Consider the following 20819-nt stretch of genomic DNA (forward strand, 5'->3'; position numbering starts at 1 on the left):
GAGGGTGCCTTCCTGGAGATCCGTACGAGATCGCCGGCCCTCGGACGGGGCGCACGGCGGCTGGGGCAACGGGGTCAGGGGCGACAGAGAGCGCCGGCCGTGCGCAGCAGGTCGATGTGCTGCCGCGTGGTGAGACGCACGTCGAGGATGGATGCGCCACACATGTGCTCCACCTCCACGGATTCCGGCTTCATAGGGGGCAACGGCATGCCTATGCCGTTTCTTCCGGATCGGCGGCGGATTCTCGCGGATCGGCGGCGACGGTCGGGCCCGTGCGCCGGATGAGGGAGAAGAGCGTGCGGGCGCGCAGGGTGAAGCCGATCGACTCGTAGAGCCGGATCGCGTCGGTGTTGTTCGCGGCGGCGTGCAGGAAGGGGTGGTCGCCGCGCTCCTTGATGCCGGCGGCGACGGCGCGGACCAGGCGGGTGGCGAGGCCCCGGCCGCGGTGGTCGGGGTCGGTGCACACGGCGCTGATCTCGGTCCAGCCCGGCGGGTGGAGGCGCTCCCCGGCCAGGGCGATCAGGCGGCCCTCGTGGCGGATGCCGAGGTAGGTGCCCAGTTCGACGGTGCGGGGCAGGTAGGGGCCGGGTTCGGTGCGGGCGACCAGGTCGAGGATCTCGGGGACGTCCGCGGGGCCGAGGAGGACGGCCTCGGGGTCGGGTTCGGCCCGCAGTCCGGTGTCCACGAGTTGGACGCCCTGTCCGCTGCGGACGATCTCCCAGCCGTCCGGGGCCTCGTCCACCCCGCGCACGGAGGCGGCGCCACCAGGGCCGACGAGCGCGGCGAGGTCAGCCCAGGCGCGCGGGTCGTCGTTGTCGGTGATGGCGTGGAAGCCGGCCACGTCGGCGGGGTAGCGGGCGGCCCGGCCGACGCGTTCGGCGAAGTGGGCGTGCGGGCCGGTGAGCGCGGCCCATGCCGGGTTGTCCAGGATGTGGGACGTGGAGGTGGTGGTTTCGATACTGGCGGTGGAAGACATCGGGTGACGGCTCCGGTACTGGTCGCACGGGCGGGGACCCCGCTGCGCTGCGGCGGGGTCCCCTTGCGGAGAGGGTGGGTCAGGAGTCGGTCAACGGCAGTCCGGGCGGGTTGACCTCGGACTTGGCGACGGCCTCGTTGGAGAGGTTCCAGGCGGCCAGCCACTTGGCGTACTGGCCGTTCTTGATCAGGTAGTTGATGGCGTCGGCGAGGGGCTTGGCGAGGCCGCTGTTCTTCTTCGCGGTGGCCGCGATCAGGCCCTGGAGGGAGGAGCCCGCGCCGGAGTAGGTGCCCGCGTTGCGGACCGCCTTGGCCGTGCCCTTGGTCGAGGAGACCTGGTAGGCGACCGAGGGGTTCGGGGCGAGGTAGGCGTCGATCTTCCCGGAGGCCAGCGCGAGGTAGGTGCTGTTGTTGTCCTGGAAGTACTTGACGGTGAGCGCCTTCTTGCCCTCGGCGGCCAGCTTCTTCTTCCACTCCAGGAGGATGCGCTCCTGGTTGGTGCCGGCTCCCACGGCGACGGTCTTGCCGGCGAGGTTCTCGTAATTGCCGTCGAAGTTCCAGGAGTTGGTCGACTTCACGGCGAAGCCGAGGTTGTCCTCGCGGTAGGAGGCGAACTCGTACTTCGCCTTGCGCTCCTCGGTGTCGGTGACGTTGGAGAAGGCGACGTCGACCTTGCCGCTGTCGAGGCCGATGAAGAGGTTCTCCCAGGTGGAGTTCTTCAGCTCCGGCTTGAGACCGAGGACGGCGGCGACGAGGCGGCCGATGTCGGCCTCGGAACCGGTGAGCGTCTTCTGGTCGGAGCCGACGTAGCCGAGCGGCGGAGAGCCGGCCGGCAGGAAGCCGACGCCGATCTCCAACGTGCCGCTCTTCGCCACCGACTTGGGCAGCTCGGCGCTGATCGACTTCACCTCGGCGACCTTGAGGGTGGCCTGCTGGGCGGCGCCGTTCGAGAGGGCGCCCACGGTGACCGTGCCGGCGGCGCTGTCGGTGGTGGTGGCCGCGTCGCTGTCGCCGCCGCAGGCCGCGAGCCCGCCGGCGAGGGAAGCGAGGACGGTTCCCGCGGTGAGTCCGCGAGTGAGTCTGCTGCGAAGGCTGAGCGGAGACATGGCTGTTCCTAGGTTCGTTGTTCGGGACGGAAGTGGGAGTTCTGGTAAGGGAGTCAGAGGACCTTGCTGAGGAAGTCGCGGGTCCGCTCGTGCTGCGGCTTGTCGAGGACCTCGTGCGGCGGGCCCTGCTCGACGATCTTTCCGCCGTCGATGAAGACGACCCGGTCGGCGACCTCGCGGGCGAAGCCGATCTCGTGGGTGACGATGACAAGGGTGGTGCCGCTGGTCGCCAGGTCCTTGATGACGGCGAGGACTTCACCGACGAGTTCGGGGTCGAGAGCCGAGGTCGGCTCGTCGAAGAGGATGACGCCGGGGCGCAGGGCGAGCGCGCGGGCGATGGCGACGCGCTGCTGCTGGCCGCCGGAGAGCTGGCGGGGGTAGGCGCCCGTCTTCTCGGCGAGTCCGACGCGGCCGAGCAACTCCCGTGCCAGCTCCAGGGCTTCGGGCTTGCCGAGGCGGCCGGTGGCGACGGGCGCGGCGGCCACGTTGTCGAGGACGGTCAGATGCGGGAAGAGGTTGAAGTTCTGGAAGACGAACCCGATCCTGCTGCGCTGGGCGAGGATGGCTCGCTCGCTCAACTCCTTGAGCCGACCGCCCTGTTGCTTCACTCCGATCAGCTCGCCGTTGACGCTGACATAGCCGATCTCCGGCTTCTCCAGGTGGTTGATGACTCGCAGCAGCGTGGACTTGCCGGAGCCGGACGGGCCGAGGATCACGGTGACCTCGCCGGGCCGCACGGTCAGGTCGACGCCGTCCAGGACCCGGTGGGCGCCGTACCACTTGTGCACGTCGTGCACCTCCACGGCGGCCGGGACGATCTCCGTCAGCGGTTCGATCGTGTGCGTGGTCATATCGCGGTCTCCCGACGGATGCGGGCCCGCAGATCGGTGACGCCGGTGCGGAGCTTCTGGAACGGGGTGGGCGGCAAAGAGCGGGTGGCGCCGCGGGCGTAGTGCCGTTCGACGTAGAACTGGATGACGGACACCACGCTGGTCAGGATCAGATACCAGACGGTGACGACCAGGAGCAGCGGCACGATGTCGCCGGGGTAGGTGGAGCCCATCGTCTGCGCGGAGCCGAACAGGTCGAGCAGCGAGACGTAGAAGACCAGGGAGGTGCTCTTGATCAGGCCGATCAGCTGGTTGACGTAGTTCGGGGTGATGGAGCGCAGTGCCTGCGGGAAGACGATCCGGCGGAACTGGTACCCCTTGGGCAGGCCGAGGGCGGAGGCCGCCTCGTGCTGGCCCTGGTCGACGGAGAGGATGCCGCCGCGGACCACTTCGGCCGCGTACGCCGCCTCGTTGAGGCTGAGTCCCACGACGGCGACGGCCATGTCGGTGGCGAGCTTCGACTCGTCGAAGGAGAAGAAGGCGGGGCCGAAGGGGACGCCGATGCTGAGCGTCTTGTACAGGGCGCTGAAGTTGTAGAGGAAGATCAGCACCACGATGAGCGGGATCGAGCGCAGTGCCCACACATAGGTCCAGCTCACGGCGCGCAGCACCGGGCTCTTCGAGAGCCTGGCCAGGGCCAGCAGGATGCCGCCGACCAAGCCCAGCACGGCGCTGAGCGCGGCCACTTGGAGGGTGATGACGAGTCCGTCGAGGATCGTCGGGCGCAGGAACCAGTAGCCGAAGCGGTCCCACTGGTAGAACGAGTTGGTCGCCAGGCCGTGCACGAACTGGGCGACGACGACCAGCACGGCCAGCGTGACGATCCAGCGGCCGGGTCGGCGCAGGGGCTGAACTCGCTGTGCTGTCAGGGGTTTTGACGGGGCGTCGGCGGACGGCGCCTCGGCCAGGGACACGGTGGTGCCTGGGGGTTCACTCATGAGGGGGCTCCGGCGGGAGTGGGAGCTCCCCGGACCGCGGCACCTGGGCGTGACGGAAGTGACGCTCACGGCGAGAGACGCACGGACCGGGGGCTGGAATGACCAACGGGAAGAGCTGGAAAACTCTTGGGCGAAGTCGTCAGCCTCGACAGCGGGCGCAGCCCGGTGCGGTACACAGTGCGCTGTTCACGCGCAGGAGATCGACGGCGCGGTCCTCGACGAGCGGGTTCGCGTACGGCAGTACGCAGCCGTGGGAGCGGCGCGTGGCCGTCCTCGAAGCTGCGTACATGTCCGTCACCGTTGCCGTTCCGGCCCCGATGGGCCTCGCGCTCATTGAAGCGGTATTCAGTCAGATGCCTGTTCGACTGTCAACGACGGTCCACCTGTTGGACGGTCCGGGAGGCCGCTCAACTGCGACAGGCCCCGGTTTCGTCGGCCGCGTGGGCTGCCCAGTCCAGGATCTGGACAGCCGCGCCTGCGGCCTCCAGGCCCCGGCAGTGGGCGTGGTGCCGGCGGGCGATGCCGTCGAGGTCGAGGTGGGTGCCGAAGGCCGGGTGGGCGGCCAGGCGACGGGCGTAGGCCCACAGGTGCGGGTGGTCGGCGATGCGCTGCACGGCGGCGGCGTCCAGGTGGTTGCGGTGCACGGTGTCGAGCTGTACCAGTGACACCCACAACTCGACGTCGGCGGCAGTGAGTTCGTCCCGGATCATGTGCTCGCGGCCGTCCAGCCAGCGGTCCAGTGAGCCCAGGGTCTCCAGCAGCCGGCCGAGCGCCTCGTCGCGCTCCGCCTGCTCGACCCCGGCCGCTCCGGCGCGCTGCGCGGCGTCCTCGATGCCCTGCGCGCACAGCCGCTCGACGGCCTCGATCTCGGACTCGGCGTCGCACGGGTACAGCCGGGGTCCGCGCTCGCCGAAGTGCCGGGCGAGGTCGCGCATGATGTCGGGGGCGTGGGTGCTGACGATCCGGCCCGACCAGTCGTCGCTGAGGACCGGCGCGGCGGCGGGACCCGAGTAGCGGTGCGCGCTCGCCTCGTAGAGCGGTCGCAGCGCGGAGTGTCCACCGCTCGGACAGTCGGGTACGGCGGACAGGAACACGGCCGGACAGCTCTCGTCGAGGCCGAGCAGGCTGTGGGTGACGGCGATGCGCAGGCCGTCGGCGCAGGCGGTGGACAGGTGGAGGCGGTAGCGGCGCGGCACGGCGTAGTGCCCGCTGCGCGCGTCGCGCCCGATCCGGCCCCGGAACGCGGGGGTGGACCGGGGCGAGGGGACGGCGGCGAGAGGCGTGCTGGACATGGGACTCCCCGGGTACGGGCGCGTGGACGTACGCGCGGCGGAAGCGTCGTCGTGCGGTGGGCGGGGTTCAGCGCAGGGGGTTCAGTGCGCTGCAGACTCGCAGCAGATCGATGTGACGGCGGGAGGTCAGAAGAGGCGAACGGCCCGCGCGACGAGTGGCGAACGGCTCAAGCCCCATATTTCCCTACCTGTTCACTAGGATTCCCTGCTCGAGTGTCGATCCACCGCCACCCGAGGTCAAGAGGGCGTCCACGGACCGGGCATCGATGCCCGGTCCGTGGACGCCCCGCGTCCCTACTTCGCGTACATCAGCGTCCCGAAGCCGAGCTGGTCGTAGCCGCCGCTGTCGGAGCCGTAGTCACCTCCCCCGCCCTCGGGCGCGACGAGGTCGTAGTACATGGCCGAGATGTACTTGTCGTCGAGGTTGACGCGCCGGTTGTAGTGGAAGTGGAGCATCGCCCACACGGGGCGGAGCTGGCCGCGCGAGGCGGAGGAGATCACCGTCTGGGACGACTGGGCGCAGCTCTGCCCGGTGCCCCAGGTGTAGGTGGTGTAGGGCACGTCGCCGCCGTTGTTGTACTTCGCCACGTACTGGGCGGCCTTCATGAAGCGTCGGCCGTCGTACGAGTACAGGTCGTCGCCCTGGTTCCAGGCCATCTCGCAGACCGCGCCCATCTGGCCCATGCCGAGGACGGTGTGTCCCTGGTCGCGGCCCGCCTCCTGCCACTGGCCCAGCGCGTAGCCGTCCGAGTCGGTGTACAGGTACGGCACCGCGTGCGCGATGGAGCCGTTGCCCGCACCGGACATGAAGTACGTGACGGCCTGGTCGTACTTGGCGGAGTCCTCGTTGAGGATGCCGATGGCGAGCACGGACGCCATGGTGCACAGGTCCCAGTTGGCCCAGTAGTTGGTGATGCAGGCGTCGTTGTGGTGGGTGAGGAAGCTGTTGTTCATCGGGTAGAAGACGTTCGCCATCAGCTCCTGCGCCGCGGCGAGGTCGAACCCGGAGTAGTCCCGCATGAGTTCGCACGCGTTGGCGAACTGCCAGCCGTAGAGGCCGGCCGCGAGGAACCGGTCGGCGTCGCCGCCGATCGAAGTGAGCGTCCTGGACCAGGCGTTGAGGATGTTCGCGGCACACACCGCGTTGGCCTCGGTGCCGCCGACCTTCCAGCGCAGGGCGTTCTGGTAGGCGGCGGCGATGTCGTTGTAGAGGAGGCTGTAGTTCTGTCCCGTGCCGCCTCGGACGATCGTCGCCGTCGCCCGGTTCGTCCAGGTCGACTGGGAGTGGGAGTTGGCGGTCAGCCTGTTCCAGCCGGACAGCCAGGGGTCGGTTCCCGCCGCGACCCTGACCTTGGCGCGGTTGATGTCGCCGGCGTTGTGCAGCATGCCGGGGTGGGTGAACGTGGCCGGGGCCGCGTGCGCGGTCGTGGCCACCGTGGCGCCGCCGAGGGCGACGGCCGCGGTGAGCCCGCCTGCGGTCTTCAGAAGACCGCGGCGGCTCAACTCTGCTCTGCGGAGGTGCTCGTGGGGGGACGTGCGGCTCATTGCGGTGCGTCTCCAATCCCTGAAGGATCAGGTGGGCGTGATGCTCACCTCGTCGAACTCGGCGGTGCAGCGGACCAGTTGGTCACGCGAGCAGACCACCAGCCCGACGTGGTAGAGGGCGTCACCGAAGCCGGGGATCTCTCCGTCGGCGACGGGGGTCCAGGTGCCGCCGTCATCGGTGGACAGCGCCGCGCTGAAGGCGGTCCCGGCGCGCCGCAGCCGCAGCAGGGCGGGGAGGGTGACAGCGGCGCCGCCGGTGAACGCGGAGGCACCGGCCACGGTCTTGCGGAGCATGAGCTGCGCACTGCTCCCGCCGGTGACGATCGTCCCGGCGGCCTGGTCGAACGGCGACAGCGACTTCGCCATCAGCAGCCCGATCCGGTCGGTCGTGACCCCATCGCGGGAGACGATCCGCGCGACGACCTCACAATCCCCGCTGACAGGCCGCCGTACGAACTGCCCTGTCATTCCTTGGCCGTTGACGTTGAGGTCGACGCCCGCGCCTCGCACGGTGAAGATCCCGCCGTCGTACGACGTGCTGCCCGGCGTGGTGATCGCCACCACGCCCAGCGTCCCGACGTCGCGGTCGTCGAGCACGGTGTCGCCGAGGTCGCCGTACGTCCACGGAGCGGGCGGCGCGCCGCCGACCGTGAGCGCGAGGGTGCCGGTCGCGGTCCCGGAGGCGTTGGCGGCGGTCGTCGCGACCGTGAACTCCCCTGCCCGCGTGGGGGTTCCGGTGATGAGCCCGGTGCGCGGGTCGATGCGCAGCCCGGCGGGCAGCCCGTCCGCCGTGAACCGCACAGGCTCGTGCGAGGCTCGCAGCAGATACCGGAAGGTCGCGCCCTGGTTGGTGAACACGGCGGTGGCGGAGGTGAGTTGAGGCTGGGCCGGGGTCGACATCACGGCCTGCACACGCCCCGAACGCGGCCCCCGGCCACCGGCGTTGGTCTTCGCGACCGTGTAGTGGTACGTCGTTCCGGGCGTCCCCGTCGCGTCGGTGTACCGGACGCGGGTGCCGAAGCCGACCGGGCCGACGCGGGTGGCGAGGGTCCTGTACGGCCCGGCGGCTCGGGTCGCGCGCAGCACCGTGTACTCGGCGGAGAGGTCCGGGTCGCTCCAGGCCAACTCGACGGCGTCGCCGCCCGGTTCGGCCCGTAGGTCGGTGACGGTGCGGGCCGGGCGGGGTACGCGCCAGACCGTGCCGGACGAGGAGGTCACGCTGACGTTGTCGAAGGCGCCGGTGCCGGTCTCGGCGTAGTCCTCGTCGACGCCGAGGCAGGACGTGAGGGCGAGGCCCGCGTACGCGGTGCGGCCCAACTCGACCTCGGTGGAGCCGACTTCGGTCCAGTGGACACCGTCCGGGGAGATGGCGCCGGCACAGCGCGCGCCCTTGCGGGCCACCCGCACCCAGTAGGGCTTCCGCAGCCGGTAGCCGTCGCCCGCGCCCTCGACGTACGGCGCCTCCAGGGGGGTCGCAGACTCGGGCAGCGTGCCCAGGTCGGAGAGCGGAAAGGCGGCGTTCACCGTGATCGCCTGCTGCTGCGAGGGCGGGACGGGTGTGCTGCCGGTCGCGGAGATCTCCGCTCCGCGCACCGGGCGCGCCGTCCACACTCCGCTCCAGGTGTGCAGCGGCAGCCCCTGGATCAGCATCGAGGCGTGCGCCGCGTCCGGGGCGAGGGACGCCCGCACGGTCACCCCGATCTTCGAGTACTGCGAGCTGAGCGGCCACACGATCCGCGCGGTGACCGTGCCGTCGCCGCGCAGCGGGAGATGGACGAGACGGTAGGTGTCGGCGGTGCCGCTCGCCTCCAGGACGAAGCGTTCGCCGTCGAAGGCTGCGGAACCGGGGATCTTCACGTCCCCGACGTCGCGGGTCGACCAGGGGGTGGGGAGACCGGCCGTGGCTGCCGCCCATGTCGAACTGCCGCTCCTGCCTAGGGTGTTGGAGGCGGCGACCGTGTAGTAGTACGTCCGTCCCGCGTGCACGTTCCGGTCGGTGTACGTCGGGCGGGTGACGCCGGACGCGATCTTCTCGTAGTGGCCGTCCACGTCGGTCGCCCGAAGGACGGTGTAGGAGTCGGCCCAGGTCGACGGCAGCCAACTCACCGTGACGGAGCGGTCGTTGCCGACCGCGGTGACGCCGGCCGGGGGTGTCGGCGCGGTCTGTGAGGGGGCCGTCGCTCCGGCGTAGGCGAAGGTGCCCCAGCTCGGCAGGTCGTCGTTGCTGCCCTCGACGACGCGGGTGCCGCCGGGGCCACGGAAGACGGCGTTCTTCGTGTACGGGGTGTCGAGCCCGCGCACACCGGCGTAATGCGCGTACGCCATCTCGTAGATGGGCGGCAGGATGCCGCGTGAAGTGGCCGAGACCGACGTCTTGATGTACTTGCCGGTGCGGTCGAGGTCGGGGACGAAGGGGACGTCGCCGCCGAGGTTGTAGCGGGCGGCGTACTCGACGTTGGCGAGGATGCGGTGCTCGTCGAAGCCCCAGAGGTCGACGCCCTGGTTCCAGGCGACCTGCGCCGCGTCCGCCAACAGGCCGACCGCCAGCTGCTCGTGGCCCTGGTCGCGGCCGCTCTCCTGGCCCTGGCCGGCGGCGGTGACGATGCGGTGGAGGACGCTGCCGTTGCCCGCGCCGGCCGCGGCGAAGCGGAGCGCGTCGTTGAAGAGGGCGGGTTCTTCGCAGAACACCCCGATGGCCAGCAGGGATTGAAGGGACGTCAGGTCCCAGTTGCCGTTGGCGTAGAGGGTGTAGCAGGACAGGGCCGGATACCAGACGCGGAGGAAGGACTCCTCGCAGCGGGCGATGTCGGCGGCGGCCCAGCCGTCGTAGCCGGTGTGGCGGAGCAGTTCGGCGGCGTTGACGAACTTGAAGGCCTGGAGGCCCGCGCCGAGCGGTCCGTCGGCCCCGGTGATGGCGGTGAGCGAACCGGACCAGGCGTTGAGGATGTCGCGGGCCTTGTCGGCGTGTGCGGTGTCGCCGGTGACGGACCAGATGAGGGCGTTCTGGTAGGCGGCGGCCGAGTCGGCGACGGCCTGGTTCTGGTAGTTGGCGGGGCCGCGGCCCCAGGTGGTGATCTGGCCTGTGTTCTGCACGGTGTACGACGAGGACGAGCGGGCGTGGGCGGCGAGCGCCAAGTAGCCGTCGTAGAGCGGGGATTGCTTGGCGGTGACCGCCGTCTTCATGCGGGCGAGGTCGGCGGCGGTGTGCAGCAGGCCTGGGTGGATGAAGGCTGAGGCGTACTTCTCGGCGGCCCGGGCGGTGCCCGGTGCGAGGAGTCCGCTCGCACCCGATGCCAGGAGCAGGGCCGCGGTGCCTCCGAGGAAGCCCCGACGGCTCGGTGCGGGGGTTTTCATGACGTCGCTGCCGCCTCGGCCTCGGCGGTGGTGAGGAACTTCAGGTGGGTGACGTGCTCGTTGGAGAACCACTGGATCTCGTCGGTGGTGTAGTACCAGCTCGGCTTCTTCATCGAGTCGGCGACGACGACTCCGTTGATCACCAGGTTCTCGAACGTGACGTTGTTGATGGCGTGTTGGGCGTCGTAGCCGAGAAGGAGCGACGGGTTGGCGTGGGTGCCGGTGTAGCTGAGGTTCTTGACGTACACGTCCTCGATGCCGCGGCCGACCGAGGTGTTGTACTTCGTGTTGAACATGACCTTCATGTAAATGACCTGGCCCCAGCGGAAGTCCTCGATCCGGACGTCCTCGATGCGCACGTTCTTGACGAGGTTGGAGTCGCCGGGGTTGAGGGCGATGCAGCCCTGGTAGTTCATCTGGGGTTCGCGGTGGTCGAGGACGTCGATGTTCTGGATGAGGAGGTTCTCGATCGTCTCGGGGGCGTCGGAATTGCCGTGCGTGCCGACGTTGATCGGGTGGGCGACGTCCGCCCACAGGGTGCAGTTCTTGACGGTGATGTCGCGGGTGTCGCCGTAGTAGTCCCAGCGGTGGCAGTAAATGGCGATGCAGTCGTCGGAGTTGCGCATGAAGCAGCCGTCGAAGGTGATCCCGGTCGACGAGAAGACGTCGAAGCCGTCGCCGTTGCCCTTCGAGCTGAACGCGCGTGCCTTGGTGACCCGGACGTTCTCGCTCTCGCCGAACGTGCCCGCGTAGCCTGCCGGGTTGAGGATGATGACGTCCTCGATCCGGATGTTCTTGCTGCCCTCGCTGAGGATCGCGCCGCCGGGGTTGTTGTAGAGGACACCGCGTCCGACCAAGCGGGACTTCTCCACGTTCTTGAAGTAGACCTGCGCGGTGAGGACGGCGCCGCCCGCGAGGTAGACGGTCTTGCCGCTGGGGACGGTGAGGACGTTGCCGGTGACGGTGTGGACGCCGGGGCCGAAGTAGAGGACGTCCGGGTCGTCGGGGGACGGGGCGTGGTGCTCGACGCGGTTGGTGATGAGGTGCAGGGCGTCGAAGATCTCGTCGTTGATCTGGACGACGACGTCCTTGGGCTCGTGGAGGGTGAACCGCAGGCTGTCACCGAGGAGTTCGGGCGTGATGCCCAGCGCGTCCGGTCTCACCCGGGCCTTGGTGGTGCCGCCCTTGAGGTACGTCACCTCGATCTCGGCCGAGCCGTCGAAGTCGAAGTACGCCATCGACGAGTCGTAGACCTTGCCGGAACCGGTGCTCGCGTTGATCTCCTCGAACTGCGGGCGGTAGATGTCGAGGGTCTGCCAGCTGCCGTGCGGGGTGCTGCGGACCCGCACCTGGAAGCCGGTGTTGGTCGGCATGGTCGCCGGACGCGGGTAAGTGACCAGCCTGGGGCGGGAGTTGCGGCCGCCTCCGGCGTGGGCCGCCGTGGCGGTCAGGCCGGTCAGCCCGGCGGCGAGCGCGGTGGCACCGGCCGCCTGGAGGGCGGTGCGGCGGGACAGGGGTGTGCTCATGGTGCGACTCCTTGCAACAGGGGTGGCAGGGCGCTTACTTGAGGCCGGTCGACGACATCCCGGCGACGGAGCCCCGCTGGGCGACGAGGAAGATCGGCAGGATCGGGACGACGTACATCACGGCCACCGCCACCTCCTATAGAAACCGGTTGTTGCGCGTTGGGGCAGAGCTTCTTCCGGCTCGGAAACGGCGTCAAGACCTTGGGCGAACTTTCGAAAAGACTGGTCGGCCTCGGTGAGACGGCGCCGGAACGCGGTCGGCTAGAAACCGGTTGTCCGCCGGGGACGGCCCAAGTCCCGGAGATCCGCTGCGCGAAGTCCCGGGAATCCAGCTGCGGTTCGGGCCGTCAGTGCAGGTCGGCGGCCTGTTCGGGGCTGTCGTCGAGGAAGCCGCCCGACTGGTGGCGCCAGAGCTTCGCGTAGGCGCCGTCCGCGGTCAACAGCTCCTGGTGCGCGCCCTGTTCGACGATCCGGCCTCGGTCGAGGACGACGAGCCGGTCCATGCCGGCGACGGTGCTCAGCCGGTGCGCGACGACGAGTGCGGTCCGGCCCTCCATGAGCCGCCACAGCGCCTCCTGTACGAGGACCTCGCTCTCGGAGTCGAGGGCGCTGGTCGCCTCGTCGAGCAGCAGGATCGGGGCGTCGCGCAGGATCGCCCGGGCGAGGGCGACGCGTTGGCGCTGCCCGCCCGAGAGCTTGATGCCGCGCTCCCCCACCATCGTGTCGAAGCCGTCCGGCAGCGTGTCGGCGAACTCGGTGACGTGCGCGGCCTCCGCCGCCCGCCGGACCTCGGTGTCGGTGGCGTCGGGCCGCGCGAAGGTGATGTTCTCGCGCAGGGTGCGGTGGAACATCGCCGGGTCCTGCGGGACGTAGGCGATGAGGCTGCGCAGGTCCACCTGGCGCAGTTTGGTGATGTCCTGGCCGCCGATGAGGATGCGGCCCGCGTCGATGTCCGTCATCCGCAGCAGCAGTCGGCTGAGAGTGGTCTTGCCGCCGCCGGACCGTCCCACGAGGCCGATCTTCGTGCCGCTGGGCACGGTCAGGTCGAGCCCGTCGAAGAGGGTGTCGGCGCCCGCGTGGGCGAAGGTGACGTTCTCGAAGCGGACGTCGCTTGCCCGGGAGCGCAGGGGTTCGGGCTTGTCCGGGTCGAGGACGGTGGGCGGGGCCATCAACAGCTCGGTGAACTGGGCGGCTTCGGTCATCGAGCTCTCGAGGCGCCGGTAGATCTGGTTGAACTCGAACATGATCCGGGTCGCGTTCGTGTAATACGTGAACGCGACGACGACGGCCTCGACGCCGTGTTCGCCGCCGCCGAGGGCCACCGCGAGGAGCAGGCCGAGCGCGTTGGTGAGCACGGAGAGCGGTGCGACGAGGGTGTCGATGCGCAGGTTGCCATAGTCCCAGGAGCGGAGGGTGAGGCGCCTCGACTGGGCGACGCGGGACCGGTGTTCGGCGGCCTCGCGTTCCTCGGCGGCGAACGCGCGGACGGTGTCCATGTTCATCAGGCTGTCGGCGACATGGCCGGACACCCGGGCGATGGCCTCCTCGCGCAGGTCGACGAGTGCCTGGCGGCGCCGGATGAGGGGCGCGACGACCAGGGCGGTGAGCGCGATCATCGCCAACAGGCCTACGACGAGCAGCGGTTCGTAGCGCCACAGCACGACCGAGCCGAACACCAGCGGGACGAGGCTGCCCACGACCTGGAACGTCATCGTGTCGACGAACTCCTCGAAGCGGGAGGCGAAGCTCAGCACCCGCTTGGTGAGCGACCCGGCGAAGTTCTCGTGGAAGAACGCGGCGTCCTTGGCGAAGAGTTCGTCCATGCCGATGACGTACAGGTGCTCGATGCCGAGCGCGTCCAGGCGGTTGAGACAGTGCAGTCCCAGGCGCCAGAACACCTCGGCGAGCAGCAGCACTCCGGCGAACCCGAGGAGGTACGGCAGTGATGAGCCCACGCCGATGCCCGCGTCGCCCGCGATGCGGCCGACGAGTTTGGCGACGATCAGCGGGGCGATGTAGTTGATGCCGATGTTGCCCAGTGCGGGCAGCAGTGTGGCGGGCGCGGTCCAGCGGCGGAGCCGGGCCAACTCCCGTCCGTAGTAACGAAGTGCGAGTAACACCGGGCCTCTGCGCGGTCCGGCGACGCGCGATTCAGGCGATTCCATCCCCACCCCGTGATGTCGTCCGGCGCCCGGCGTGACGGCTGGCCAGGACTGGCAGTGTCCCGCGACGGCCTCCGTGCAGTCCAAGCGTTTTTCCCTCAACAGTGGGGGTGCGGACGGGTTTTGAGGGGCTTGCGGGATCAGGGTGCCGACGTAGTCTGCGACCGTGGCGATCATTGCGGACAGCGAACCGGCGCGGCCGACCGGCGGACCGATGCGGCTTCCCGACATGCCGAGCGCCTCATGACGGTGGTGGCTGAGCCGGCCGGTGCTGCCCGCTACTGCTTGACCGCGCCCGCGAGGCCGTTGATGAAGAACCGCTGCAGGACGATGAAGATCAGGACGATGGGAAGCAGGGTGATGACCGAGCCCGCGCACACCAGGGTCCAGGCGGTGGAGTTCTGGCCGATGAAGTTGAACATGCCCACGGACAGGGTGTGGAGTTCGGGGCGGGAGAGGGTGAAGACCAGCGGGATGAAGAAGCTGTTCCAGGCGTTGATGCAGGCGAACAGGCCGACGGTGGCCAGCATCGGGCCGGACAGCGGGAGCATGATCCGCCAGAAGATCTGGTGGAAGCTCGCCCCGTCCACGCGGGCCGCGTCCTCCAGCCCCCGGTCGATCGTCGTGAAGTAGCCCATGAAGAGGAAGGTGCCGAAGACCATCCCGCCCGCCGACTGGACGATGACCACCGACCAGAGGGTGTTGAGGAGATGGAGGCGCTGGATGAGGTCGAAGACGGGGATGATCGTGTAGCCGTGCGGCAGGAAGAGCGTCACGCCGACCAGGCCGAGCCAGAGTCTCTTGCCGGGGAAGTCGGTGCGGGCCAGGACGTAGCCGGCCATGGAGGTGGCGAGCAGCGTGACGATGACCGTGCCGGTCGCGAACAGGACCGTGTTGACGAAGAACCGGCTGAAGTCCGCCTGGGTCCAGGCCTCGCTGTAGTTGGACCAGTGGAACTCGGACGGGATCGGATCGAGCCCGCCGGAGAAGAAGCCGTCGGTGCTCTTGAGCGAACTGCCGAGCGCCCACAGGAACGGGTAGAGCCAGACGAGGCCGCCGACGGACAGCGCGAGGTAGAGCAGACCGCTTCGGCCTCGGCGCAGAGTCAACTGCCGTCGTGGACGCGGGCGTTGGGACAGTGTGGACATCGGCGTGACCCTTTGCTGGTTGGCGGCCGTTGATCGGCCGGCTTATCGGTTGGCGGCCGTGCGCCGTCGGCTGATCCCGCGCAGGGCGAGGACCTGGAGCGCGGAGAACACGATGAGCAGGAGTCCGTAGAGGAAGGAGGCGGCGGAGGCCAGGCCGATGTCGGGTTGGGCGGCGGCGCCGGCGGAGCCGCCGAAGGCCAGGTGGTAGATGTACGTGTTGACGACCTCGGTGGCGAAGTACGGGCCGCCGCCGGTGAGGACCTGTACGAGGTCGAAGACCTGGAAGCTGCCGATGAACGCCAACACCACGATGACGAGGCCGACTTGGCGCAGCATCGGGATGGTGATCCGGAAGAAGGACTGCACCGGGCCGCAGCCGTCGAGTTTCGCCGCCTCGTACAGCTCGGCCGGGATGGTCTGCAGTCCGGCGAGGAAGTAGACGAGGTTGTAGCCGAGGGTGTGCCAGATGCCGATCGCGATGATCACGGCGAGTGCGGTGTGCGGGTCGCCGAGCCAGTCGACGTGCCCGTCGGTCATGCCGGTCTTGGCGAGCAGACTGCCCGCCGAATCACCGAAGTTGGCGAGCATGAGCTGGATGACGACGCCGACGACCGCGGCCGAAGTGACGACGGGGATGAAGTAGACGGTCCGGAAGAACAGCGCGAACTTGAGCTTCGGGTTGTTCAGCACCAGCGCGAGCGCCAACGCCAGCAGGAGCTGCACCGGGACGAGGACGAAGGCGTAGACGAAGGTGTGCTCGACGGCGCCCCAGAAGATGCCGTCGTGCAGGATCTGCCGGAAGTTGGCGAGGCCGACGTAGTCGCCGGGTTCGCCGATGCCGTTCCAGCGGTAGAAGGTGTAGCCGAAGGACGCGAAGATCGGGTAGACCACGAAGGCCAGCAGGAGCACGGCCATGGGGGCGAGGTAGAGGTACGACCACTTGGCGGCGCGGATGCGGCGGCCGAGGCCGGGGCGGGCGGCGACCGGGGGTGGGGTCGGGGGCGTTCGGCGACGTTCACGGGTGTCGAGGAGTGACATGGTGTCGGCTCACGCCTTCTTCTTCGTGGTGTACGGCTTGGTCGGGTCCCAGTCCGCGAAGACGTAGTCGGACGTGCTGACCTTCTTGCCCTGCTTGGCGACCGCCGCGACCGCGTCCGACAGGAGCTGGAACTTCTTGTCGGCCAGGCTGGTCAACGCGCCCTGCACGTCCTTGATCTGACCGGTGTAGACGCCGGTCACGACATCGCTGATGTCGGGCTTGGGGGCACCGGGGGCGACGCCGGCCAGCTCGGGGTTGCGCACGAGGGGCACCGGGCCGCGCAGCACCTGCCCGGTCATGCCGATGAACGCGGCGAAGGGCTTGGAGTCGATGCCCGACGGGTCGTTGTCCGCGGGGTGGGCGGAGACGCCGTTGAGGTCCTGCACCCAGCGGCGCCCGGCGGCGGGGGACGTCAGCGCGTCGAGCCACTGGAACGCCTGGTGTGCCTTCCTGGACTTGGCGGAGACCGCGGCGAAGGAGCCGTTGCCGACCGGATCCGCGTAGTAGTAGCCCTGCGGGGTCGCGGTCGGCGAGGGCAGGGTGACCAGGCTGTAGTCGGTGAACTTGTGCTGCGTCCACTCGGGTTGGTTCCACACACCGCCGACGGTCATGCCGAACTTGCCGCGCTCGAAGAACGCGCGGGCCGCTTCGTCGGACAGGCTCACGGAGTTGGGGTGGAAGAAGCCGCGCTTCTTCCATTCGACGAACAGCTCCAGGAAGTCGGTGTACGCCCGGTCGGTGCCGAACGTCCACTTGCCCACGCGGTAGTCCATGCCGGTGCCGGGCACGGTGGGGGCGCCGCCCGGTGCGCCCGCGCCGCGCACGAAGAGGTCCAGCCACCAGGCGAGGACGCCGATGCCGTCGGCGTTGCCGAAGCCGAAGCCGTACGCCTTGCCGCCGCTCTTCTTGGTGATCGTCTGGGCGGCACGGGTGACGTCGTCCCAGGTGCGGGGGATCTTGACGCTGCCGTCGGGGTTAGTCAGGCCGGCGGACTTGAAGACGCCGTGGTGGATGTAGAGCTGGAGCTGCGGGCCCGAGCCCTTCAGCGGGGCCGAATAGACCTTGCCGTCGAAGACGTTGGCGCCTTCCAGGAAGGTGCCTTCGGGGAAGCGTGCCTGCCACGCCGGGGTCGCCCACTCGTCGAGCGGATGCAGCCAGCCCTTGGCGACCTGCTCGGCGACGCTGGGGACCTGCGGGATCATGAAGACGTCCGGCGGGTTGCCGCTGCGGTTGGCGAGCGCGACCAAGTCGGCGTATTTGGCGTTCTGTTGGGTGGTCTTCTTGACGTCGATCCCGCTGTGGCCCTTCTCGAAGAGCTCTATCTCCCTTTCCACCCAAGGGGCTTGGGTGACGTACCAGTCCCAGTAGGTGAGCGCGTCCGCCGACGAGGAGGGCGAGCCGGAGCCGCACGCGCTGAGACCGCCGCCGAGGGCGAGGGTGCCGGCGCCGAGTGCGGCGGTGCGCAGGAGGCCGCGTCTGGAGATGTTCGACGAAGTCATCTGGTGTTCCTCCGAGGCGGAGAGGAGGGATGCGGTGGCAAGGGATGCGCTGCCACGCGAGGGGATGCGAAGCGCATGCCGGGGATTCCGAGCAGCATGTAACGTTCACTGAACCGTTTACAGTAACCGGGACGTTAAGGGGACCTCTCACCGTCGTCAAGAGGTTCGACAGCCCCGGAGAAGTTCCGGCCGGTACCTGCATCCGGGCCGTAGAGAAACCCTCGCCAGTTGTGTAACTTTTTCATCGTTGTTACTTACACCGGCTGTCCGCCGGGGCGAGGAGAAGCAGAGCATGGCTCAAGGTCGGGGTTCCGCAGGCCGGGCGACGATCCGTGACGTGGCGTCGCGCGCGGGCGTGTCCGTCGCCACCGTCTCGCGGATTCTCAGCGGGGCGTACACCGCTCCCCCGGCGACGCACGACCGCGTCATGCAGGCCGTGCAGGACCTCGACTACGTGGTCAACGCCAATGCCCGCTCCCTCAACACGACGTCGGGGCTGGTCGCGATGGTGGTCAACGACATCACCTCGCCGTTCTTCATGAACGTGGCCTCCGGGGTGGAGGAACAGGCGGTCGCCGACGGCCGGGTCTGTCTCGTCTGTTCCACCCAGGGCGTCCCGGAGCGCGAGCTGTCGGTGATCGACCTGATGCGTCAGCGCGGAGCGGAGGCCGTCATCCTGGTCGGCGGCATGGCCGAGACCGACGAGCACCTCGCCCAACTCACCGCCGCCGCCGAGGGGTTGGAGCGGGCGGGCTCCCGGCTGGTGCTGTGCGCGCGGCCGTGGAAGGGCGGCGCGAAGGCGCCGGTGGACGTGGTCGAGTGCGACATGGAGAGCGGCGCCTTCGCCGCCACCAGCCACCTTCTCTCCGCGGGCCACACCCGGGTCGCCCATCTGGCGGGCCCGCACGAGTTCAGCGTCGCGGGCCAGCGCCTCGAAGGGTACGAACGCGCCCTGCGCGCACACGGCGTCAAGCCCGACCCGGCGCTCGTCGCCGAGAGCGACATGACCCGGGAGTCCGGCTACGAGGCGGCCTGCCGTCTGCTGACCGACACCGACGCCACCGCGATCTTCTGCGCGAGCGACATGAGCGCGGCCGGTGCCATCGCCGCCGCCCGCGACCTGGGCCGCTCGGTCCCCGACGACCTCTCCGTGGTCGGCTTCGACGACATCCCGCTCGCCGAGGACCTCTACCCCCGGCTGACCACCGTGCACGTCCCGCAGCAGGAACTCGGCCGCTCCGCGGCCCGGTTGGCCCTGCACCGGCGCCCCATGGACCCGCCGAGCCGCCGCGTGGTGCTCGGCTCGCACGTCGTCGTACGCCAGTCGGTGGCGCCCCCGGCGCGCCTCAACACCCATGGAAAGGCGGACCGTTGATACCGGAGGACCGGCTCCTCTCCCCGCACACCGGCTGGACGCGCGCACACTGGGAGGCGCTGGCCGACGCCCAACTCACCGCCGTCCGGCCGTACTCCACCGCCGGTCACGCTCTGCTGCACCTTCCCGGCCCCGCCAGCCGCAACGGCCGGCACAGCGACGGGCTCGAAGGGTTCGCCCGCACCTTCCTCCTCGCGGGCTTCCGTCTGGCCCGGTCCGGTGACAACGACCCGCACGGCCATGCCGGTTGGTACGCCGAGGGCCTGGCGGCCGGCACCGACCCGCACTCCCCTGAACGCTGGCCGAGCATGCGCGCGTGCGGGCAGGCCAAGGTGGAGTGCGCGTCGGTGGCGATCGCGCTGCACGAGACCCGGCCCTGGATCTGGGACCGGCTCGACGACTCCGTACGGCAACGGATCGTCGCCTGGATGACGGAACTGCTCGGCAGCGAGGTCCCCGACAACAACTGGGTCTGGTTCAGGGCGATCACGTCCGCGTTCCTGCGCTCGGTGGGCGCCCCGTGGAGCGCGCCCGACATCGACCACGCGATCGCGCGCACGGAGGCCTGGTACGCGGGCGAGGGCTGGTACTCCGACGGCGGTGGCACCGGCGGCCCGTTGCGCCACTTCGACCACTACTCGGGCTGGGCCATGCACTACTACCCGCTCTGGTACTGCCGCGTCTCCGGGGACGCCGCGGACCCCGCCCTGCTCGCCCGCTACCGCGCCCGGCTGCGCCGCTACGTCGACGACGCCCAGCACCTCGTGGCGGCCGACGGCGCGCCGCTCTACCAGGGCCGCTCCCTCACGTACCGTTACGCGACGCTCTGCCCGCTGTGGGCGGGTGCCGTCTTCGACGCCACTCCCCTGCCGCCGGGCCGTACCCGCCGCCTCGCGAGCGGAGTCCTGCGGCACTTCACCGAGGCAGGCTGCTTCGACGCACGCGGCCTCCAACCGTTGGGCTGGCACGGGGAGTTCACGGCGATCCGGCAGCCCTACTCGGGGCCCGGTTCGCCGTACTGGTCGAGCAAGGGCTTCGCCGGGCTGGTGCTGCCCGCCGACCACCCGGTGTGGACGGAGAAGGAGGAGGAGCTGCCCGTCGAAGCCGGGGACGTGCGGCGGACGTTGACCGCACCGGGATGGCTCGTCTCCGGTACGGCGGCGGACGGGATCGTCCGCGTCGTCAACCACGGCAGCGACCACGCGTCCGGCGACGGCACCGCCCCCGAGGCGGACGACCCGGTGTACAGCCGCCTCGCCTACGCCTCTCATTCCGCCCCGGACAGCATCGAGTCGAGTCTGAACGACCCCCTCGACTCGCACATCGCGTTGCTCGACGCCGAGGGACGGCCCTCGCACCGCCGACCGCTGACCCGGCTCCACCTGGGAGAGCGCGCGGCTGTCTCCCGGCATCGCGCGCACTGGCCGGCCGGTCCGGTGCCCGCGCCGTACGCCCACGATCCCGGGCCCGACTTCCGTACGGGGCCGTGGATCACGACGGCGTCCATGCTCAACGGCCCGCTGGAGATACGGCTCGCGCGGGTCGACGGCCCGGTGCGGGAGCCGTTGCGGCTGCGGCTCGGCGGCTACTGTCTGGCCGACGCCGAACCGCCGCTCGTGCACGAGGCGTCCGGGCCCGCCGCCTGGGTGCGCCGGCCGACAGGCCTGTCCAGCACGGTGGTCGGGCTGCGCGGCTTCGACGAGGCGGGGGTCGCCACGGCGCGGGACGCGAACGCCTTCGGGCCGCACTCGGCGACGCCCTGGCTCGCGACGGCCGCGGAGATCCAACCCGGCGCGGTGTACGCCGCGTTGGTCTGTCTCTCCGGGGTCGTCGAGGGGCCGGGTGCCGCCGAGGCCGTACGGCTGGAGGTCCGTCACGACGGTGACGGCACCGCCCTCGCGACGGTCATCTGGCCCGACGGCACCCAGGACAAGGTCCGCCTGGAGCCGCCGAGTTGACCCGTACGCCGG

Annotated in this window: 16 protein-coding genes; 2 read left to right on the forward strand and 14 right to left on the reverse strand. The window is 69.9% G+C overall.

Features of this window, described 5'->3' with window-relative positions:
* Positions 1-74: 74 nt before the first annotated feature.
* From OHT77_RS44990 to OHT77_RS06725, 14 genes are all read right to left on the reverse strand, one after another.
* Positions 75-209, reverse strand: a complete 135-nt coding sequence (locus OHT77_RS44990) for a putative leader peptide (RefSeq protein WP_401323942.1) — start codon at positions 207-209, stop codon at positions 75-77.
* 2 nt (positions 210-211) lie between these two features.
* On the reverse strand, positions 212-976 hold the full coding sequence (locus OHT77_RS06665; RefSeq protein ID WP_328827081.1) for a GNAT family N-acetyltransferase: 765 nt from the start codon (positions 974-976) through the stop codon (positions 212-214).
* Positions 977-1055: 79 nt separating this feature from the next.
* Positions 1056-2081 carry an ABC transporter substrate-binding protein gene (locus tag OHT77_RS06670; RefSeq protein WP_328827082.1) on the reverse strand — a complete coding sequence of 342 codons (1026 nt, stop codon included), beginning with the start codon at positions 2079-2081 and terminating at the stop codon, positions 1056-1058.
* Between the two features lie 53 nt (positions 2082-2134).
* Entirely contained in the window at positions 2135-2932 is a 798-nt protein-coding gene (locus OHT77_RS06675) for an amino acid ABC transporter ATP-binding protein (RefSeq protein WP_328827083.1), read from the reverse strand.
* The gene (locus OHT77_RS06680; protein ID WP_328827084.1) at positions 2929-3909 is read right to left on the reverse strand and encodes an amino acid ABC transporter permease; all 981 of its coding nucleotides are present in this window, start codon (positions 3907-3909) and stop codon (positions 2929-2931) included. Before OHT77_RS06680 ends, OHT77_RS06675 begins: the two co-directional genes overlap by 4 nt.
* 407 nt (positions 3910-4316) lie before the next feature.
* Entirely contained in the window at positions 4317-5201 is an 885-nt protein-coding gene (locus tag OHT77_RS06685) for a glutathione S-transferase C-terminal domain-containing protein (protein WP_328827085.1), read from the reverse strand.
* A gap of 67 nt (positions 5202-5268) precedes the next feature.
* Positions 5269-5379 (reverse strand): putative leader peptide, encoded by a 111-nt coding sequence (locus OHT77_RS06690; protein WP_323185582.1) that lies wholly within the window; start codon positions 5377-5379, stop codon positions 5269-5271.
* 116 nt (positions 5380-5495) lie between these two features.
* Positions 5496-6746 (reverse strand): alginate lyase family protein, encoded by a 1251-nt coding sequence (locus tag OHT77_RS06695; RefSeq protein ID WP_328827086.1) that lies wholly within the window; start codon positions 6744-6746, stop codon positions 5496-5498.
* Positions 6747-6773: 27 nt separating this feature from the next.
* The gene (locus tag OHT77_RS06700; RefSeq protein ID WP_328827087.1) at positions 6774-10100 is read right to left on the reverse strand and encodes an alginate lyase family protein; all 3327 of its coding nucleotides are present in this window, start codon (positions 10098-10100) and stop codon (positions 6774-6776) included.
* On the reverse strand, positions 10097-11626 hold the full coding sequence (locus OHT77_RS06705) for a glycosyl hydrolase family 28 protein (protein WP_328827088.1): 1530 nt from the start codon (positions 11624-11626) through the stop codon (positions 10097-10099). The genes OHT77_RS06700 and OHT77_RS06705 overlap by 4 nt, the downstream gene beginning before the upstream one ends.
* A gap of 347 nt (positions 11627-11973) precedes the next feature.
* A complete protein-coding gene (locus OHT77_RS06710; RefSeq protein ID WP_328827089.1) occupies positions 11974-13791 on the reverse strand; it encodes an ABC transporter ATP-binding protein in 1818 nt (605 codons plus the stop codon).
* 275 nt (positions 13792-14066) lie between these two features.
* Positions 14067-14936, reverse strand: coding sequence for a carbohydrate ABC transporter permease (locus tag OHT77_RS06715; protein ID WP_328827090.1), 870 nt, complete (start codon positions 14934-14936; stop codon positions 14067-14069).
* A 42-nt stretch (positions 14937-14978) separates the two neighbouring features.
* On the reverse strand, positions 14979-15974 hold the full coding sequence (locus OHT77_RS06720; protein WP_328827091.1) for a carbohydrate ABC transporter permease: 996 nt from the start codon (positions 15972-15974) through the stop codon (positions 14979-14981).
* 9 nt (positions 15975-15983) lie between these two features.
* A complete protein-coding gene (locus OHT77_RS06725; RefSeq protein WP_328827092.1) occupies positions 15984-17474 on the reverse strand; it encodes an ABC transporter substrate-binding protein in 1491 nt (496 codons plus the stop codon).
* 292 nt (positions 17475-17766) lie between these two features.
* Here OHT77_RS06725 and OHT77_RS06730 point away from each other — a divergent pair, with 292 nt between their 5' ends.
* Together OHT77_RS06730 and OHT77_RS06735 are read left to right on the forward strand one after the other, a co-directional pair.
* On the forward strand, positions 17767-18849 hold the full coding sequence (locus tag OHT77_RS06730; RefSeq protein ID WP_328827093.1) for a LacI family DNA-binding transcriptional regulator: 1083 nt from the start codon (positions 17767-17769) through the stop codon (positions 18847-18849).
* Positions 18846-20807 (forward strand): DUF2264 domain-containing protein, encoded by a 1962-nt coding sequence (locus tag OHT77_RS06735; protein ID WP_328827094.1) that lies wholly within the window; start codon positions 18846-18848, stop codon positions 20805-20807. Before OHT77_RS06730 ends, OHT77_RS06735 begins: the two co-directional genes overlap by 4 nt.
* The last annotated feature ends 12 nt before the right edge of the window (positions 20808-20819 follow it).

Source organism: Streptomyces sp. NBC_00252, assembly GCF_036187565.1.
In the GTDB taxonomy this organism is placed as follows: Bacteria; Actinomycetota; Actinomycetes; order Streptomycetales; family Streptomycetaceae; genus Streptomyces.

Coding starts and splice junctions, on each gene's coding strand:
- OHT77_RS06690 (WP_323185582.1), bottom strand. CDS start 5,379: ATGGGGCTTGAGCCGTTCGCCACTCGTCGCGCGGGCCGTTCGCCTCTT.
- OHT77_RS06700 (WP_328827087.1), bottom strand. CDS start 10,100: ATGAAAACCCCCGCACCGAGCCGTCGGGGCTTCCTCGGAGGCACCGCG.
- OHT77_RS06730 (WP_328827093.1), top strand. CDS start 17,767: ATGGCTCAAGGTCGGGGTTCCGCAGGCCGGGCGACGATCCGTGACGTG.
- OHT77_RS06685 (WP_328827085.1), bottom strand. CDS start 5,201: ATGTCCAGCACGCCTCTCGCCGCCGTCCCCTCGCCCCGGTCCACCCCC.
- OHT77_RS06680 (WP_328827084.1), bottom strand. CDS start 3,909: ATGAGTGAACCCCCAGGCACCACCGTGTCCCTGGCCGAGGCGCCGTCC.
- OHT77_RS06675 (WP_328827083.1), bottom strand. CDS start 2,932: ATGACCACGCACACGATCGAACCGCTGACGGAGATCGTCCCGGCCGCC.
- OHT77_RS06695 (WP_328827086.1), bottom strand. CDS start 6,746: ATGAGCCGCACGTCCCCCCACGAGCACCTCCGCAGAGCAGAGTTGAGC.
- OHT77_RS06705 (WP_328827088.1), bottom strand. CDS start 11,626: ATGAGCACACCCCTGTCCCGCCGCACCGCCCTCCAGGCGGCCGGTGCC.
- OHT77_RS06715 (WP_328827090.1), bottom strand. CDS start 14,936: ATGTCCACACTGTCCCAACGCCCGCGTCCACGACGGCAGTTGACTCTG.
- OHT77_RS06665 (WP_328827081.1), bottom strand. CDS start 976: ATGTCTTCCACCGCCAGTATCGAAACCACCACCTCCACGTCCCACATC.
- OHT77_RS06670 (WP_328827082.1), bottom strand. CDS start 2,081: ATGTCTCCGCTCAGCCTTCGCAGCAGACTCACTCGCGGACTCACCGCG.
- OHT77_RS06720 (WP_328827091.1), bottom strand. CDS start 15,974: ATGTCACTCCTCGACACCCGTGAACGTCGCCGAACGCCCCCGACCCCA.
- OHT77_RS06725 (WP_328827092.1), bottom strand. CDS start 17,474: ATGACTTCGTCGAACATCTCCAGACGCGGCCTCCTGCGCACCGCCGCA.
- OHT77_RS06710 (WP_328827089.1), bottom strand. CDS start 13,791: ATGGAATCGCCTGAATCGCGCGTCGCCGGACCGCGCAGAGGCCCGGTG.
- OHT77_RS44990 (WP_401323942.1), bottom strand. CDS start 209: ATGCCGTTGCCCCCTATGAAGCCGGAATCCGTGGAGGTGGAGCACATG.